The 15,259-nt window shown below is 68.0% G+C and carries 14 protein-coding genes; 9 read left to right on the top strand and 5 right to left on the bottom strand.

Going from position 1 to position 15,259, the window contains the following annotated elements:
• Positions 1–11: 11 nt before the first annotated feature.
• On the bottom strand, positions 12–629 hold the full coding sequence (locus tag ACN2C7_RS10820) for a hypothetical protein (protein ID WP_419316938.1): 618 nt from the start codon (positions 627–629) through the stop codon (positions 12–14).
• 258 nt (positions 630–887) lie between these two features.
• Here ACN2C7_RS10820 and ACN2C7_RS10815 point away from each other — a divergent pair, with 258 nt between their 5' ends.
• The 5 genes from ACN2C7_RS10815 to ACN2C7_RS10795 all read left to right on the top strand — a co-directional run bounded on the left by ACN2C7_RS10815 (position 888) and on the right by ACN2C7_RS10795 (position 5,961).
• A complete protein-coding gene (locus ACN2C7_RS10815; protein ID WP_419316937.1) occupies positions 888–2,120 on the top strand; it encodes a class I SAM-dependent RNA methyltransferase in 1,233 nt (410 codons plus the stop codon).
• 7 nt (positions 2,121–2,127) lie between these two features.
• Positions 2,128–3,192: a class I SAM-dependent methyltransferase gene (locus ACN2C7_RS10810; RefSeq protein WP_419316936.1), complete on the top strand. Its 1,065-nt coding sequence runs from the start codon at positions 2,128–2,130 to the stop codon at positions 3,190–3,192.
• A 58-nt stretch (positions 3,193–3,250) separates the two neighbouring features.
• Positions 3,251–4,270, top strand: a complete 1,020-nt coding sequence (locus ACN2C7_RS10805) for an acyltransferase family protein (protein WP_419316935.1) — start codon at positions 3,251–3,253, stop codon at positions 4,268–4,270.
• 72 nt (positions 4,271–4,342) lie between these two features.
• On the top strand, positions 4,343–4,714 hold the full coding sequence (locus ACN2C7_RS10800; RefSeq protein ID WP_419316933.1) for a YciI family protein: 372 nt from the start codon (positions 4,343–4,345) through the stop codon (positions 4,712–4,714).
• Positions 4,711–5,961, top strand: coding sequence for an RNA polymerase sigma factor (locus tag ACN2C7_RS10795; RefSeq protein WP_419316932.1), 1,251 nt, complete (start codon positions 4,711–4,713; stop codon positions 5,959–5,961). Before ACN2C7_RS10800 ends, ACN2C7_RS10795 begins: the two co-directional genes overlap by 4 nt.
• Before the next feature lie 13 nt (positions 5,962–5,974).
• Here the strand turns inward: ACN2C7_RS10795 and ACN2C7_RS10790 are convergent, their stop codons facing one another.
• Positions 5,975–6,553 (bottom strand): SRPBCC family protein, encoded by a 579-nt coding sequence (locus ACN2C7_RS10790; RefSeq protein WP_419316931.1) that lies wholly within the window; start codon positions 6,551–6,553, stop codon positions 5,975–5,977.
• A complete protein-coding gene (locus tag ACN2C7_RS10785; protein WP_419316930.1) occupies positions 6,553–7,638 on the bottom strand; it encodes a PA0069 family radical SAM protein in 1,086 nt (361 codons plus the stop codon). The genes ACN2C7_RS10790 and ACN2C7_RS10785 overlap by 1 nt, the downstream gene beginning before the upstream one ends.
• Positions 7,639–7,717: 79 nt before the next feature.
• On the opposite strand from ACN2C7_RS10785, the gene ACN2C7_RS10780 reads away from it, so the two are divergent.
• Complete coding sequence (locus tag ACN2C7_RS10780; RefSeq protein ID WP_419316928.1) at positions 7,718–8,206, top strand: glycosyltransferase; 489 nt, start codon at positions 7,718–7,720, stop codon at positions 8,204–8,206.
• Between the two features lies 1 nt (position 8,207).
• Here ACN2C7_RS10780 and ACN2C7_RS10775 read toward each other — a convergent pair whose 3' ends face one another.
• A complete protein-coding gene (locus ACN2C7_RS10775; RefSeq protein ID WP_419321454.1) occupies positions 8,208–9,710 on the bottom strand; it encodes a lytic transglycosylase domain-containing protein in 1,503 nt (500 codons plus the stop codon).
• 108 nt (positions 9,711–9,818) lie between these two features.
• Positions 9,819–10,637 carry a uracil-DNA glycosylase gene (locus ACN2C7_RS10770; RefSeq protein WP_419316927.1) on the bottom strand — a complete coding sequence of 273 codons (819 nt, stop codon included), beginning with the start codon at positions 10,635–10,637 and terminating at the stop codon, positions 9,819–9,821.
• Positions 10,638–10,803: 166 nt separating this feature from the next.
• On the opposite strand from ACN2C7_RS10770, the gene ACN2C7_RS10765 reads away from it, so the two are divergent.
• From ACN2C7_RS10765 to ACN2C7_RS10755, 3 genes are all read left to right on the top strand, one after another.
• Complete coding sequence (locus ACN2C7_RS10765) at positions 10,804–12,477, top strand: electron transfer flavoprotein-ubiquinone oxidoreductase (protein WP_419316926.1); 1,674 nt, start codon at positions 10,804–10,806, stop codon at positions 12,475–12,477.
• Between the two features lie 123 nt (positions 12,478–12,600).
• Positions 12,601–14,325 (top strand): tetratricopeptide repeat protein, encoded by a 1,725-nt coding sequence (locus ACN2C7_RS10760; protein WP_419316925.1) that lies wholly within the window; start codon positions 12,601–12,603, stop codon positions 14,323–14,325.
• Between the two features lie 40 nt (positions 14,326–14,365).
• Entirely contained in the window at positions 14,366–15,259 is an 894-nt protein-coding gene (locus ACN2C7_RS10755; protein WP_419316924.1) for a 4-(cytidine 5'-diphospho)-2-C-methyl-D-erythritol kinase, read from the top strand.

The following is a 15,259-nucleotide window of genomic DNA, read 5'->3' as shown; positions in this document are numbered from 1 at the left end:
GGCTGGCGAGCCTAGTCGACAACCTGGAAGCGGCCCTGGGCGTCGGGGCAGACGCGCACGAAGCGCTTCTGGACGCGACCGTCGGGCAGGTAGATGGGGCTCTCGGCCAGGGTGCAGCCATTGATGTCGGCCGAGCGCTGATCGACCCGATAGGAATAGGAATCCTGCCGATAGGCGTCGTGGTCGGCCTCCCGACGCGCGTCCTCGTAGCGAGGATCCTCATAGGGGCGGGCGTCATAGCCATTGTCGTAGCGATTATAGGCGGTCGGCGGAGGCGGCGGGGTCGCGCCCGGGGCGCAGGCCGCCGAGTTCCTGCCGATCTTGCTGCCGATCACCGCGCCCAGCAGGCCGCCCAGGACGGCGCCTTCGGTCTTGGCGCCATTGCCCGCAACGCTTCCGCCGATCGCCGCGCCCAGACCTGCGCCGGCCAGACCGCCGCCCGTGCCGCGCTGCGTCGTGCTGCGGCGGCAGGGATCGTAATAGTAGCCGTTGTTGTCATAGGCGCCGCCCCGATAGCTGGACTGGCCATAGGCCTGGGCGCTGGCGAAGGTGGGAGCGAAAGCACCGGCGGCGACGGCCGCGATGGCGGCGCACAGAGCGATCTTCATGGTCGGCGTCCTGTTGGTCATGGCGACTCTCTCAAGCTTACTGATGGCATTTTTAGGTCAGCCGAAAGTACGCCCCGCCGACCCGAAGCTGCACCATGATCGCGCGAACATGAACGCTCGTTGAGCGAGGTGTTCATCTTCGTCCATGCCAAGGGACCCTTTTGAGGGTATGGACACCCGCGAAGGGGCCATCGGGCCTCCGCGTCCTTGGCCGGCATGGCTCAAGGGCTTGAAAGGGCGGGACCTCTCGAAGGTTCCCGCCGCGAGATTGGATACGGAATGCGTGAAGTGATCATCGACGCGGTCGGCGCCCAGGGCGACGGCATCGTCCGAGAAGGCCCGGTGTTTGTCCCCCTGACCCTGCCCGGCGAACGGGTGCGGGTGAAGATGGACGGTTCGCGCGGCGAATTGCTCGAGATCCTCGACGCCAGCCCCGACCGCGTGACGCCAACGTGCCGGCACTTTGGCGAATGTGGCGGCTGCACAAGCCAGCACTGGGCCCAGCAGCCGTATCTGGACTGGAAGTCCGAGCTGGTCCGCGTCCAGCTCTCGCACGAGGGCCTGGAGACGGAGATCCTGCCGATCTTCGCGGCTCCGCCCGCATCGCGTCGCCGCGTGGCCCTGCACGCCCGGGGCGGCAAGGGCGGCGTGCGCCTTGGGTTCAAGGAGCGGCGCTCCTGGAATCTGGTCAAGATCGAGGAATGTCCGGTCACCGACCCGCGTCTGGTCGCCGCCTTTCCGGCCCTGGCGCGCCTGGCCCAGCCGTTCCTGGAACATCCCAAGTCAGCCCCGACCCTGCATGTCACCCTGACGGCGACTGGCCTGGACATCGACATCACCGGCGTCGAGGCCAAGAGCGGCGGCCTGTCGGCTGACGCCCGGATGGTGGCCGCCATGGCGGCCAGCGACGGTGACTTCGCCCGCGTCACCCTGGCCGGCGAGGTCGTTTACATGGCCCGTCAGCCGCTGGTGAAGCTGGGACCCGCTGTCGTGGCCCTGTCGCCCGGCAGCTTCCTTCAGGCCGTGCCGCAGGCCGAGAAGGCCATGGTCGCCTTCGCCGTCGAGGCGGCTCAGGGCGCGACCCGAATCGCTGACCTCTATTGCGGCGCCGGCACCTTCACGTTCCGCCTGGCCGAGATCGCCGCGGTCTACGCCGCCGATTCCGCCGCCCTGGCAGTGGCCGCCCTGAAGTCCGCAATTGGCGGCGCGCCGGGCCTCAAGCCGATTACCGCCGAGGCCCGCGATCTTGTCCGTCGCCCGATGCTGACCATGGAACTGGCCAAGACCGACGTGGTCGTGATCGATCCGCCGCGCGCCGGCGCCTACGAGCAGACCGTCGAGATCGCCAACTCCAAGGTGGCCAAGGTGGTCAGCGTTTCGTGCAATCCCGCGACCTTCGCCCGGGACGCCCGCCTGCTGGTCGACGCCGGCTTCACGCTGGAAAAGGTGCTGCCGGTAGACCAGTTCGTCTGGTCGCCCCATATTGAACTGGTCGGGGTCTTCACGCGATGAGGCAGCCATGGACGATCGTGCCATCGAGCGACGCGAACGCAGCGCCTTCGCGCTAGACGCGGTCGGTCAGCGCGCCAAGGCTGCCGCCAAGGCCGCCTGGTGGGGCGCCGCCGGCGGGCTGGCCCGCGCCATCACCCAGCCGACCCGGGGCGAGGCGGCGCGACGCTTCCAGCCCGCAGGCCCGCCGGTCTCGACGGCGCGGCTGCGCCGGGTCTATCTGGAGGCGTTCGAGAAGGACGCCCGCGACGTCGCCGCAGGGCTCTACCCGGCCGTCGAAGACGCGCCGACCCGGCCGGTAAAGTCGCTGCTGGGCGCCCTCGATTTTCTGGTGGACGCCCGCGCCGTTGACCAACGCCGTCGCCGCGGCGATGGCGTCGAGGTCAGGTCAGAGACTGAAACCGAAGCCTATCCAAACTATTATCGCCAGAACTTCCATTACCAGTCTGGCGGCTGGTTCACCGCCGAGAGCGCGCGGCGCTATGACAGCCAGGTCGAGGCCCTGTTCGCCGGAACGGCCGGCGCCATGCGCCGGCGCGGGCTGTCCCTGCTGGCCAGGCATTGGCGTGGCCTGGATCATCGCGACCTGCGCATCGTTGATGCGGCCTGCGGGGCCGGGGCCTTCCTGCGCGACCTCAAGGCGGCCTTTCCGCGCGCCGCCCTGGCGGGTCTGGATCTGTCACCGGCCTATCTGGCCCGGGCCCGGCGGCGCACCGGCGCCGGGGTGGTGCAGGCCAATATCGAGACCCTGCCGTTCGCCGACGCGTCGCTGGATGCGGTCAGCTGTGTCTATCTGTTCCACGAACTGCCGCCGCGCGTGCGGCCCGTGGTGGCGGCGTCCATCGCCCGCGCGCTCAAGCCCGGCGGTGTTCTGGTCTTTGTCGACTCGGTGCAGCCGACCGACGAACCTGACCTGGTCCGCCTGCTGGAAGCCTTTCCGGCCTATTTTCATGAACCCTACTATTCGACCTACGCCCAGACCGATCTGGCGGCCCTGTTCAGCGGGGCCGGCCTGCGACTGATCAGCGAAGATCGGGCTTTCCTGACCAAGGCGATGTTGTTCGAGAAAGCCTGAGGCTGGACGGACGGCCCGGGGCGCGGCACTAAGCGGCCCTGTATCGGGGGCGAGCGCGTTGGGGCAATCGATCGACGGCGGGCGTCGCTATGAGACCCTGGACGGCCTGCGCGGCATCGCGGCGGTTGGGGTGCTGCTCTACCATCTTGGGGGCTGGACCTATCGACCCTGGCTGATGGCCCACGGCTATCTGGCCGTGGACTTCTTCTTCTGCCTCAGCGGCTTTGTCCTGGCCCACGCCTATGGCGACCGCGCCATGAGTTGGGGGAGCTTTATGCGGGCCCGCCTGATCCGGGTCTGGCCGCTGATCGCTGTCTCGATGGTCGCCGGGGCCCTGGTGATGATCGGGCATCGCGACAATATCCTGATGTGCCTGCTGATGGGGCTTCTGGTCCTGCCCAGGATCTGGGTTGGCGACGAAGACAGCTTCTCACCGCTTTTCCCTTTGAATCCGCCGGCCTGGTCGCTGTTTCTCGAGTTGCTGGCCAGCGCGCTGTGGTTCCCCGCGCGACGTCTGGCGACCTTGTGGCTAGTGCTGGTCATCGTCGTGTCGGGTGGGGTGCTGATCGGCATCGCCTATGGCATGGGCGGGGTGCAGACCGGCTGGGATCGGGCCACCTACTGGATCGGCGTCATCCGCACGATCTTCCCGTTCGCCCTGGGCTGGGCCTGCTATCGGATCCAGGCCTATGTGCGGCTGTCGGCCCCGGCCTGGCTGCTGGCCCTGGTGCTGCTGGCGGTGCTGGCCGTTCCGCCGATGGACTATACCGCGACCTATGATCTCGTCTGCGTGGCCGTGGTGTTTCCGCTGATCGTACTGCTGGGGCATCGCGATCCCGAAGGCCGGGCCGGCGCGATCTGCCGGTTCAGCGGCGAGATCTCCTATCCGCTGTATGCGCTGCACTGGGTGCTGTGGGAACTGCTGCTGCGCGCCTTCCGCGCGGCGGGCGGCAAGGGTTATCCCGGCGTCTTTCTGGCGGTCGCGGTCGTCTTGATCATCGCCGGCGCCTGGGGTGTTCTGAAGGTCTATGACCTTCCCGTGCGCCACTGGCTGAAGGCCCGCTGGGCCAGGGCCTGAAATTTTTCACCCGCCCGGTGTCGGCGCGCGGCATGCTCGTCCGTCCTGGGACCAGACGAGGAAGCACCGTCCATGCTCTACGCCATCCTTTGCTATCACGACGAAGACACGGTCTGCGCCTGGTCGCAGGAGCACAATGACAAGGTCATGGCCGACCTCGGTGTCGTCGAGGAGAAGCTGGCCAGGGCCGGTCGCCTGGGTCCCGTGGCGCGCCTGATGCCGACCACGGCGGCCACCACGCTTCGCAAGGACCGCGAGCCGCCGATCGTGCTGGACGGCCCGTTCGCCGAGACCAAGGAGCAGTTGCTGGGCTTTTTCGTCATCGAGTGCGCCGATCTGGACGAGGCCGTCGAAACGGCCAAGGACCTGGGCCGCGCCAATCCCGGCGGGGCCTATGAAATCCGTCCGATGGCCCTGCTGCGCCCCGGATCGCTGCCCGCATGACCGACCCTGCCTGGATCGACGCGACGCTGGCCGCCGCCCGTCCCCAGGCGACGGCGGCCCTGCTGCGTTATTTCCGTGACCTTGACGCCGCGCAGGAGGCCTTTCAGGACGCCTGCCTGCGCGCTCTGCAGAACTGGCCAAAGAACGGCCCGCCGCGTGATCCGACCGCCTGGCTGATCCTGGTCGGCCGCAACGCCGCCATCGACGCCAGTCGCAAGACCAGCCGCCAGCAGCCCCTGCCGCCGGAAGAGCTGCTGTCCGACCTGGAGGACGCCGAAGCCGCGCTGGTCGAGCGGCTGGACGGCTCGCACTACCGTGACGACGTCCTGCGCCTGCTGTTCATCTGCTGCCATCCGGACCTGCCTGCCACCCAGCAGGTCGCCCTGGCCCTGCGGGTGATCTCGGGCCTGTCGGTCAGGCAGATCGCCAGGGCCTTCCTCGTCAGCGAGGCGGCTATGGAACAGCGGATCACCCGCGCCAAGGCGCGCGTGGCCGGCGGCGACGCGCCGTTCGAGACGCCGGGGCCGATCGAGCGCGCCGAGCGTCTCGCGGCCGTTGCGGCCATGATCTATCTCGTCTTCAACGAAGGCTATTCGGCCAGCGGCGCGGCCGCGGAGGCGAAGGGGCCGCTGTGCGACGAGGCGATCCGCCTGGCGCGCCTGCTGTTGCGGCTGTTCTCGTCCGAGCCAGAGATCATGGGCCTGACGGCTTTGATGTTACTACAGCACGCGCGCTCGGCGGCGCGGTTCGACGCCAGCGGCGCGGCCATCCTGCTGGAGGATCAGGACCGCTCGCTCTGGCACAGGCGGATGATCGATGAGGGTCTGGCCCTGATCGACAAGGCCATGTGGCGGCGGCGGCCGGGCCCCTATCAGGTGCAGGCTGCCATAGCGGCCCTGCATGCCCGGGCAGCGCGGCCGGAAGACACGGACTGGGTCGAGATCGACCAGCTCTATGCGACGCTGGAACTCATGCAGCCGTCGCCTGTCGTGACGCTGAACCGTTCGGTCGCTGTGGCCAAGGTCCAGGGACCGGAGGCGGCGCTGGCGATGATCGAACCGCTGGAGCCGCGTCTTGGCGGCTACTTCCACTTCCACGGTGCGCGAGGCGCCTTCCTGCTGCAGACGGGGCGGGCGGAGGAGGCGAGGACTGCTTTCGACCGCGCGATCGCCCTGGCCGGCACCGCCGCCGAGGCGGCCCATATCCGCCAGCATCTGGATCGGCTGGCGCGCGAGTCCGCGCGCTGAATTCCGAGCTTTATCAAGCGACTGCTGGCGGATCCTGAATCTCGTTCATCAGGCTTCTCGCCAACTGATCGAGACGCCGCCGCCACCCTGCCTCGCGCATCTTCGGACCGTCGGCGCCTTCGAAAAACGCCCCCTGGTGTGTGCAGGTAAGCGCTGTTCCATCCCTTGTCGGCGACAGGGTGATGGTGACCAGAGAAGCCGAGATACGCTGGTCGCCCAGGCTCAGGGTCGAGGCGCTGACGATCCGGTTCCCTGGCTGGATATCCAGATAGGCCCCGTCGCTCGCAAGGACTACGCCTTCGAACGGGCCACCCGGTTTGAAGCGATAGCGGGCGGTTTCCGCACCTCCAATCTGGAAGTCCATCTCGAACGTCTCGACATCGTGGCTTGGGCTTTCGGCGAACCAAGATCTCTTGGACGAGGCTTTGGCGAAGGCGGCGAACACCCGCTCTGGCTTCGCCGGATAGACACGTTCGAGAACGAAGGTGGCGTGAACGACCGTAGGATCGGCTATGGGGCCGCTCCGAACTAGCAAAGTGATGACTTCGCCAATGCGCCGGATCGGTTCATCGTCACGGCCCAGCGGACGCATCAAAACAAGCTCATCTGGTCGCCGGCCTTGGCCGGAACCTTGAACGCTCCGACATCCATGCGCTGCACCGGCGCATCCAGCCCGAACCGTCGCCGGGCGACATCAAACCGCTGGCTCATCACCTCGGCCACCGGGCCCTCTCCGGTCATGCGCGTGCCCCATTCCGAGGCATAGGCCGCGCCGCCGCGCATCTGGCGCACCAGCGACATCACCCGCTTGGCGCGGTCGGGGTGGTCGGTAGCCAGCCACTGCTGGAACAGGTCATTGATCTCCAGCGGCAGACGCAGGGCGACATAGCCGGCCGAGGTCGCCCCGGCCTCGGCGGCGCGCTGCAGGATCGCCTCCATTTCGTGGTCGTTCAGCGACGGGATCGAGGGCGCGAACATCACCGTCACGGGCACGCCGGCGGCGGCCAACTGGCGAATGGCGTCGATGCGGCGCTCGGGCGTGGCAGCGCGCGGCTCCATGCTGCGGGCCAGTCTGCGGTCCAACGTGGTCACAGACACCGCCGCCCGCGCCAGGCCGGCCTTGCCCATGGTCCCCAGGATGTCGAGGTCGCGGGTGATCAGGGCCGACTTGGTGATGATCGTGAAGGGGTGGTTGAACCGCGCCAGGGTCTCGATCACCGCGCGGGTGACCCGAAGGGTCTTTTCCTGCGGCTGATAGGGGTCGGTGTCGCCGCCGATATGGATGACCTGAGGCTTGTAGCTGGGCTTGGACAGCTCGCGCTCCAGCAGCTTTCCGGCCTCCGGCTTGAAGAACAGCTTGGATTCGAAGTCCAGGCCCGGCGACAGACCCAGATAGGCGTGGGCCGGTCGGGCGTAGCAGTAGACGCAGCCGTGCTCGCAGCCACGGTAGGGATTGATCGAGCGGTTGAAGCTGATGTCGGGGCTGTCGTTCTTGGCGATGATGGTCTTGGACTTCATCGGCTGGATGGAGGTGGTCAGCGGCCGCGCCGCCTCGTCCTCCTCGGTCCAGCCATCCTCGAAGGCCTCGGAGCGAAAACTCTCGAACCGGCTGGTCTCGTTCGACCGCGCGCCGCGGCCTCGAAGGTCAACGCGGTTCATGTGAGCTGGGGCGGGCATGGGCTGACCCTAGCTTTGAATTGAGAACATAACAAGAACCAGACTTGACCAATGGGCCTGACGCCCTGAAGCAGGGGGCATGATCACCGTCGTCATCCCCACCCACGACAGCGCCCACCTGATCGGGCCGTGTCTCACCAGCCTTGTGACAGCGGCGGTCGACGGTCTGGTCCGCGAGGTGGTGCTGGCCGATAGCGGCTCGACCGACGACACCCTGGATATCGCCGAGGACTGCGGCGCGCGGATCGTGGCCGCCGGCGACGATGTCGGGGCGCGCCTGGCGGCGGCCTGTAAGCGCCCGCGCGGCGACTGGCTGATGCTGCTGGAGCCGGATGCGATCCTGCCGGAGGGCTGGCGCGCGGTGGCGGAAAAGCAGATCAATGCCGGCTGGGACAAGGCGGTCAGCCTGCCGCGTCCGGGCCTGCCGTGGTTTCGCCGGCCGTTCACGAAGCCGCAGGGCCTCTTGCTCTCGGCGCGACGCTACGAAGCCAGTGGCGGTTTTCGCGCCGGCGATACGGGCTTTTCCAGACTGATCGGCGCAGTTGGCGCCAAACGCCTGACGTGGTGACCTAGAGGTCCAGACGGAAGTCGATCTCGCGTGCGCCCAGGGCCACGGCGTCGAGCGTGCGGGTCTCGGCGCCCATCAGCCGGCGATAGGTCCAGTACGAGGCCACGACCTTCTCGACATAGTTCCGGGTCTCGACCGCCGGCAGGCTTTCGATCAGCAGCAGGCTGTCGCAGTCTGCGCCCAGCTGCGCCTGGGTCTTCAGCAGGGTGCCTGGGCCGCCGTTATAGGCCGCCACGGCGCGCAGCATGTCATTGCTCTGCAGGCCGCGATCCATCAGCCAGGTGAAATAGTCCTGCCCGACCCGCAGGTTGAAAGCCGGGTCCAGCAGCGGCGTGTTGTCGGCCAGCAGCTTGTCGTCGCCGGCGGCGCGGGCGGCGGCGATCGGCATCAGCTGCATCAGGCCCACCGCGCCGGCGCCGGAGACCGCCGAGGGGTCAAAGCGGCTCTCTTGGCGCACCAGGGCGTAGACCATGGCCTTGTGGATGGTGAAGCCGCCCTTGGGCTCCAGCGGGGGCAGGGGATAGTCGTCCGAGCCGAGGCGGGCGACGGGGCGACCGGCATTCAGCGGGGCGCGGGCGTTCAGCGCCAGGGTCAGGCTCATCCAGTCGCCGCGCGCCTTCTCTGTCCCGGCCAGTGACAGGCCGGCGCGCAATTCCTGGCCGGCCTCGGCCCAGCGGCCGATCTGGGCCAGGGCGGCGGCGCGGCGGGCGCGGTCGTCGGCGCTCAGCAGGCGGTTCAGCGAAGTGACGTCCGGGCCGTCATAGCTGAACCGGCTGATCAGGGCGGCGATCGGGTCGTCGGGATCATTGGGCAGGGCCACGCCGGCCAGGGTCAGTTGGCGGGCGGCGATCATGCCGTAGAAAGTGTTGGGCGAGCGGGCGGCTTCGATCAGCGCCTCGCGGGCGTCAGCGCTGCGTCCGGCCGCGCTGGCGGCGCGGGCAGCCCAGAAGGCTCCCGCGGCGCGCAGCCAGTCGTCCTGGCTTTCGTCGCGGGCCACCTGATCGAAATAGTCCTGGGCCTGGGCGTGCTGGCCCAGGCGATAGGAGGCCAGACCCGCGATCCAGCGTTCGCCGCTGATCTGGGCCAGGGTCAGGGCCCTGGCGATATCGCCGGAATAATAGGCCTCGCGCGCGCCGCGCGCCTTGTCGGCCGGCGGCGGCCCTTTCTCGGTCGCGACAAACAGGGCCGGCGGGCGCGGAGCGGGGCCCTTGGCCGGCTTGCGCTTGACGGCCAGCGTATAGACCTTGTCGGCCCCCGCCTCTTCGCCATAGGCCTTCAGCCAGCCGGTCAGGTCTTCGTATTCGGCGGTATAGGCGCGGGGGTGCATGACCTTGGCATAGGCCAGGCGGCCAGCCAGGCTTTTATCGCGGGCGTTGGCGAAGGCCGCCTCGGCGGCGTCGAAATCACCGCGCTCGGAGGCCGAGAACGCAGCGCGATAGTAGCGCACGTCATCCTTGGTGAGCGGCTCGAGGCTGGATGCGCGTGCGCCGACGGCGGCGCCCATACACAGGACAAGGGCCGAGAGCACGGCCAGAGGGCGAGCGATGAGCTGCAATGCGTATCGCGCTTCCCGAAGGCGGCGCGTCCCCGTTCCGACTGGTCGACCAGAGTCCTAGTGGGGACGCTCCGGACGATCAAGTCTTTCGGTCAAGGTCAGCAGATCCTGCCAGGCTTTCTTCTTGGCCGCCGGCTGCCTGAGCAGGAAGGCCGGATGCAGGGTCGGGAGAGCCGGCAGCTCCCTTGCGCCGTCCGACGAGGTCCATTCGAACCAGCGGCCCCGCAGCGACAGAATGCCTTCGTCGCGCTTGAGCATGGCCTTGGCCGAGGCCCCGCCGATCAGCAGCAGCATCCTGGGGTTCACCAGGGCGATGGCGCGTTCGAGGAACGGCGCGCAGACAGCCTGTTCCTGGGGGGTTGGGGTTCGGTTACCCGGCGGTCGCCAGAAGACGGTGTTGGTGATGAAAACGCGGTCGGTCAGGCCTGAGGCCTTCAGCATCCGATCAAGAAGTTGCCCGGCGCGACCGACAAACGGCTGACCTTGTGCGTCCTCGTCGGGTCCGGGGCATTCGCCGATGATCATCAGCGGCGCGTCGCCCGGACCGCGCGAAACCACGGCCTGCCTGGCGCCCTGGGTTTTCAGCGAGCATCCGTCGAAGGCGGCGATGGCGGCGGCCAAGGCTTCCAGGTCGTGGCAGGCGGCCGCCGCCGCACGGGCCTGGGCGATCGCCGTCGAAACATCGGGCGAGGCGTTGGAAACCAGTATTGGACGCGCTGCGGCCACGACGGCGGCCGGCTGGCTCTTGGCGCGCAGCAGGGCCGCGCCTTCGGCCAGACGGTCGATCGGCGCATCCGAATAGGTGGCGTCGACCCCCGCATCCGCCCAGAAGGCGAGCAGGCTTTCGACGGCGCGCGGATCGACGGCGAGGCTCATGCTGATACCCATAGCGTGATCTTTGTCCGCTCTCCACGCTGCGCCGCAACAAAAGTCAGCGCTTTATCCTTGACCGCCACTGCGTCACGTTCGGATAAGGTCAGATTCAAACAGTCATAAGACGGGCGCCATCCACGCAAGCGATGGCCCCGGGGCGGGAGATCCCATGAGCGAAGTCCTCGAACGCGAGTCGATGGAGTACGACGTCGTCATCGTCGGCGGCGGCCCCGCCGGCTTGTCGGCCGCCATTCGCCTCAAGCAGTTGGCCGCCAAGGCTGGAACCGAGATTTCGGTCGCCTTGCTGGAAAAGGGCTCCGAGGTCGGCGCGCACATCCTTTCCGGCGCGGTGATCGACCCCAAGGCCCTCAACGAGCTCTTCCCCAACTGGAAGGAAGAGGGCGCGCCGCTCGAGACGCCGGTCACCAAGGATCGCTTCCTGATCCTGGGTCCGCAGGGCGAGCTGTCTCTGCCGATGTTCGCCCTGCCGCCGTTCATGCACAACCACGGCTGCTATATCGCCTCGCTGGGCAATCTGACGCGCTGGCTGGCCGGCAAGGCCGAGGAGCTGGGCGTCGAGATCTATCCCGGCTTCGCCGCCTCCGACATGGTCTGGAACGACGACGGCTCGCTGAAGGGCGTCGTGGTCGGCGTGGTCGGCATCGCCAAGGACGGCGAACACAAGCCCGATTACCAGCCCGGCATGGAACTGCACGGCAAGTACGTGTTCATCGCCGAGGGCGTGCGCGGCTCGCTGGCCAAGCAGCTGATCGCCAAGTTCGACCTGCAGGCCGGCAAGTCGCCGCAGAAGTACGGCATCGGCATCAAGGAACTGTGGCAGGTGCCGCCCGAGAAGCACCAGCCGGGCCTGGCCGAGCACACCACCGGCTGGCCCCTGGACGACAAGACCGGCGGCGGCAGCTTCATGTACCACTTCGGCGACAACTACGTGTCGATCGGTTACGTGGTGCACCTGAACTACAAGAACCCGTGGCTTTCGCCGTTCGACGAGTTCCAGCGCTTCAAGCACCACCCGACCGTCAAGCCGCACCTCGAAGGCGGTCGCCGCATCTCCTACGGCGCGCGGGCCATCACCGAGGGCGGCTATCAGTCGATCCCCAAGCTGACCTTCCCGGGCGGGGCGCTGATCGGCTGCTCGGCCGGCTTCGTCAACGTGCCCCGCATCAAGGGCAGCCATAACGCCATGAAGACCGGCATGCTGGCCGCCGAACAGGCCTTCAAGGCCCTGGCCGCCGGCCGCGCCAGCGACGAGCTGGTCGAGTACCAGACGGCGTTTGAGAAGAGCTGGGTCGCCAAGGAGCTGAAGGTCGTCCGCAACGCCAAGCCGCTGCTGGGCAAGCTGGGCACCTTCTTCGGCGGCGCCGCCGGCATGTTCGACATGTGGTGCACCCACCTGACGGGCGGCTTCTCGTTCTTCGGCACGATGAAGCACGACAAGACCGACGCCGCCTCGACCGAGCTGGCCAAGGATCACAAACCGATCGTCTATCCCAAGCCTGACGGCGTGATCAGCTTCGACAAGCTGTCTTCGGTGTTCCTGTCGGCCACCAACCACGAGGAAGACCAGCCGGCTCACCTGACGCTGAAGGATCCGTCGATCCCGATCTCGGTCAACCTGCCCAAATATGGCGAACCGGCGCGGCTCTACTGCCCGGCCGGCGTCTATGAGGTGCTGTACAACGAGCAGGGGACGGATCCCCGCTTCCAGATCAACGCCCAGAACTGCGTCCACTGCAAAACCTGCGACATCAAGGATCCATCGCAGAACATCGTCTGGACCACGCCCGAAGGCGGCGGCGGCCCCAACTATCCGAACATGTGACGACAGGGCCTCCTGATCCAACAGATCGGGAGGCCTTTTTGTTGGCGTGCTCTGGGCCCACCAAGCGTTTTTGCCGCGCGTCGCGGACTTGCGGCGCGCGTCGAAACCCAACAGGGTGCCAGCATGCGTTTCAAAGTCCTCCTCGCCGCCGCGTCCCTGCTCACCCTTTCGGCCTGCGCCTCGACCCCGGATGTCGCCCTGCGCGGTCCTGTATCGGCCGGCTACTCCTTGTTCGACGTGCGCAGTTCCTATGGCCAGTTCCTGGCCGGACAGGCGGCGCTGCGCGATGGCCGCACGCGCGAGGCGGCCGACTATTTCGGCGTTGCGGGCGTGCTGGCTGATGATCCCGCCATGATCAGCGAGCGGACCTTCACCGCCCTGCTGCTCTCGGGCGAGGTGACCCGCGCCGCGCAAATCGCGCCTCGCGGCGAGGATGCGGGCGAGGCGATCAAGCGGCTGGGGACGCTGACCCGGATCGTGGAACTGCTGGCCTCCGGCAAGGGCAAGGACGCTCAGACCCTTCTAAAGGCCGAGCCGATCGCCTTCCCGCACCGCCCGGCCGCCGCCCTGCTGGGCCCCTGGATTGCCGCCGCCGCAGGCGACGCCGAGGGCGCAACGGTCCAGCCCAGCCTGCAGAACGACCGGCTGGTGCAGTATTTTGGTCAACTGGGCCAGGCGCGCCTGTTCGAACGCGCCCGGCGCTATGACGAGGCCGAGACCGACTACAAGGCGCTGACCGCGTCATCGAATACCGCCGGCATTTTCATGCTCGATTACGGCGCGTTCCTCGAGCGTCGCAAACGCCACGCCGACGCGATCGCGCTCTACGATCAGGCCCTGGCGGCCGATCCGTCGGACGCTGGATTGAAGGCTGCCCGCGCGCGCGCCGTGGCCAAGAGCCCAGCGCCGCCGATGCCGTCGATCCGGCAGGGCGCAGCCCAGAACCTGGTGGCGTGCGCCGCCAACTTCGCCGGCGAGCGCCAGAGCCAGTTCGCCCTGGCCTATCTGCGTCTGGCCCTGCGGCTGGATCCCGAACGCGAGGAAGCCTGGATGCTGGTCGGCGACCTGCTGAACCAGGCCGACGATCATCGCGGGGCCATCGACGCCTTTGGCCATGTTCCAGCAAGCTCGCCCCAGTACGCCACGGCACAGGGCAAGTTGGCCTGGACCTATCAGCAGAGCGGCGACAAGACCCGCGCGCTCGAAATCGCCCGCCAGTCGATGGTCACCGCGCCCGGCGACCGCGACGCCCAGATCGCCCTGGCCGACCTGCTGCGCGCCAACGAGCACTGGGACGAGTCGGTCAAGGTTCTGGACTCCTTGATCGCCCGCGAAGCCGAACGGCCCGATTGGCGCGTGCTGTATCTTCGGGGCATCTCCCTGGAGCGCGCGGGTCGCTGGGCCGAGGCCCAGAATGACCTGGGCGCGGCGCTGAAGCTCAATCCGGACGAGCCGGAGCTGCTGAATTTCCTCGGCTATTCCTGGATCGACCGCAACGAGCGTCTGCCCGAGGCCCTGGCCATGGTCCAGAAGGCCGTCGACGCCCGTCCGCAGTCGGGCGCCATGCTCGATTCGCTGGGCTGGGCCTATTACCGGCTGGGCAACTACAAGGTCGCCGTCGAGAAGTTGGAGCAGGCCGTCGAGATGGAACCGGGCGATCCGGACGTCAACGGTCATCTGGGCGACGCTTACTGGCGCGCGGGCCGGCATATCGAAGCCGAGTTCCAGTGGCGTCGGGTGCTGAGCCTGGAGCCGGACGCCAAGCAGAAGGCTGACGCCGAAGCCAAGCTGAAGGACGGTCTGGGCGAGGTCGGACCTGCGGCGTCATCGACCATCGCCGGCAACTGAGCTATCGGACGGGTCTAGCCGTTCGTCCTAAGGTTTCGCCATGCGCCTTTCCGCCTTCGCCCCGGCCAAGGTCAACCTGTTCCTGCACGTCGGCGGACCCGATGCGGAGGGCTATCACCCGATCTCAAGCCTGATGGTCTTCGCCAACGTCGGCGACGAGGTCTCGCTGCAGGCCAGCGACGCGCCCAGCTTTGAGACCACCGGGCCGTTCGGGGCCGGCATTCCGACGGGCGACGACAATCTGGTCATGCGCGCAGCCCGGGCCTTCCATGCCGGCGCGGCCGCGCCTCTGCCGCCGTTCCGTCTCTTGCTCGACAAGCGCCTGCCGATCGCGGCGGGCCTCGGGGGCGGCTCCAGCGACGCTGGAGCCGCCCTGCGCCTGCTGCGCGACGCTCTGGCTCCAGGCCTCTCCAACGAGGCGCTGGAAGCCATCGCCTCCAGCCTCGGCGCCGATGGCGCCGCCTGCCTGTGGGGGCAGCCTGTATTGGCCGAGGGGCGGGGAGAGCGTCTGTCGCCCGCGCCCGGCCTGCCGTCGCTGAACGCCGTTCTGGTCAATCCGCTGGCGCCGTCGCCGACCGGGGCGGTCTATCGCGCCTATGACGCCGCCATCGCGCCGGAAGGCGAGGCCCGGCCCTGGATGCCGGACGCCTTCGAAAGCGCCGAGGAAGTCGCCGCCTGGCTGGTCGCGGCCACCCGCAACGACCTGGAGGCGCCCGCCATCGCGCTCGAGCCCCTGATCGGCGAGGTGCTGGACATCCTGCGCGACGAACCCGAGACGCTGATGGCCCGGATGTCGGGCTCGGGCGCCACCTGCTTTGCGCTGTGCGCCGGCGACATTGAGGCGGAGGGTCTGGTCGAACGACTGGAGAGCATGCGACCCGACTGGTGGGTGCGGCGCTGCCGGCTGGACGGAGCTTCCGACGACAGGCGATGA

Source organism: Caulobacter sp. ErkDOM-E, assembly GCF_048541895.1.
Classification (GTDB): Bacteria; Pseudomonadota; Alphaproteobacteria; order Caulobacterales; family Caulobacteraceae; genus Caulobacter.
This window is presented reverse-complemented; position numbering and strand designations above follow the sequence as displayed.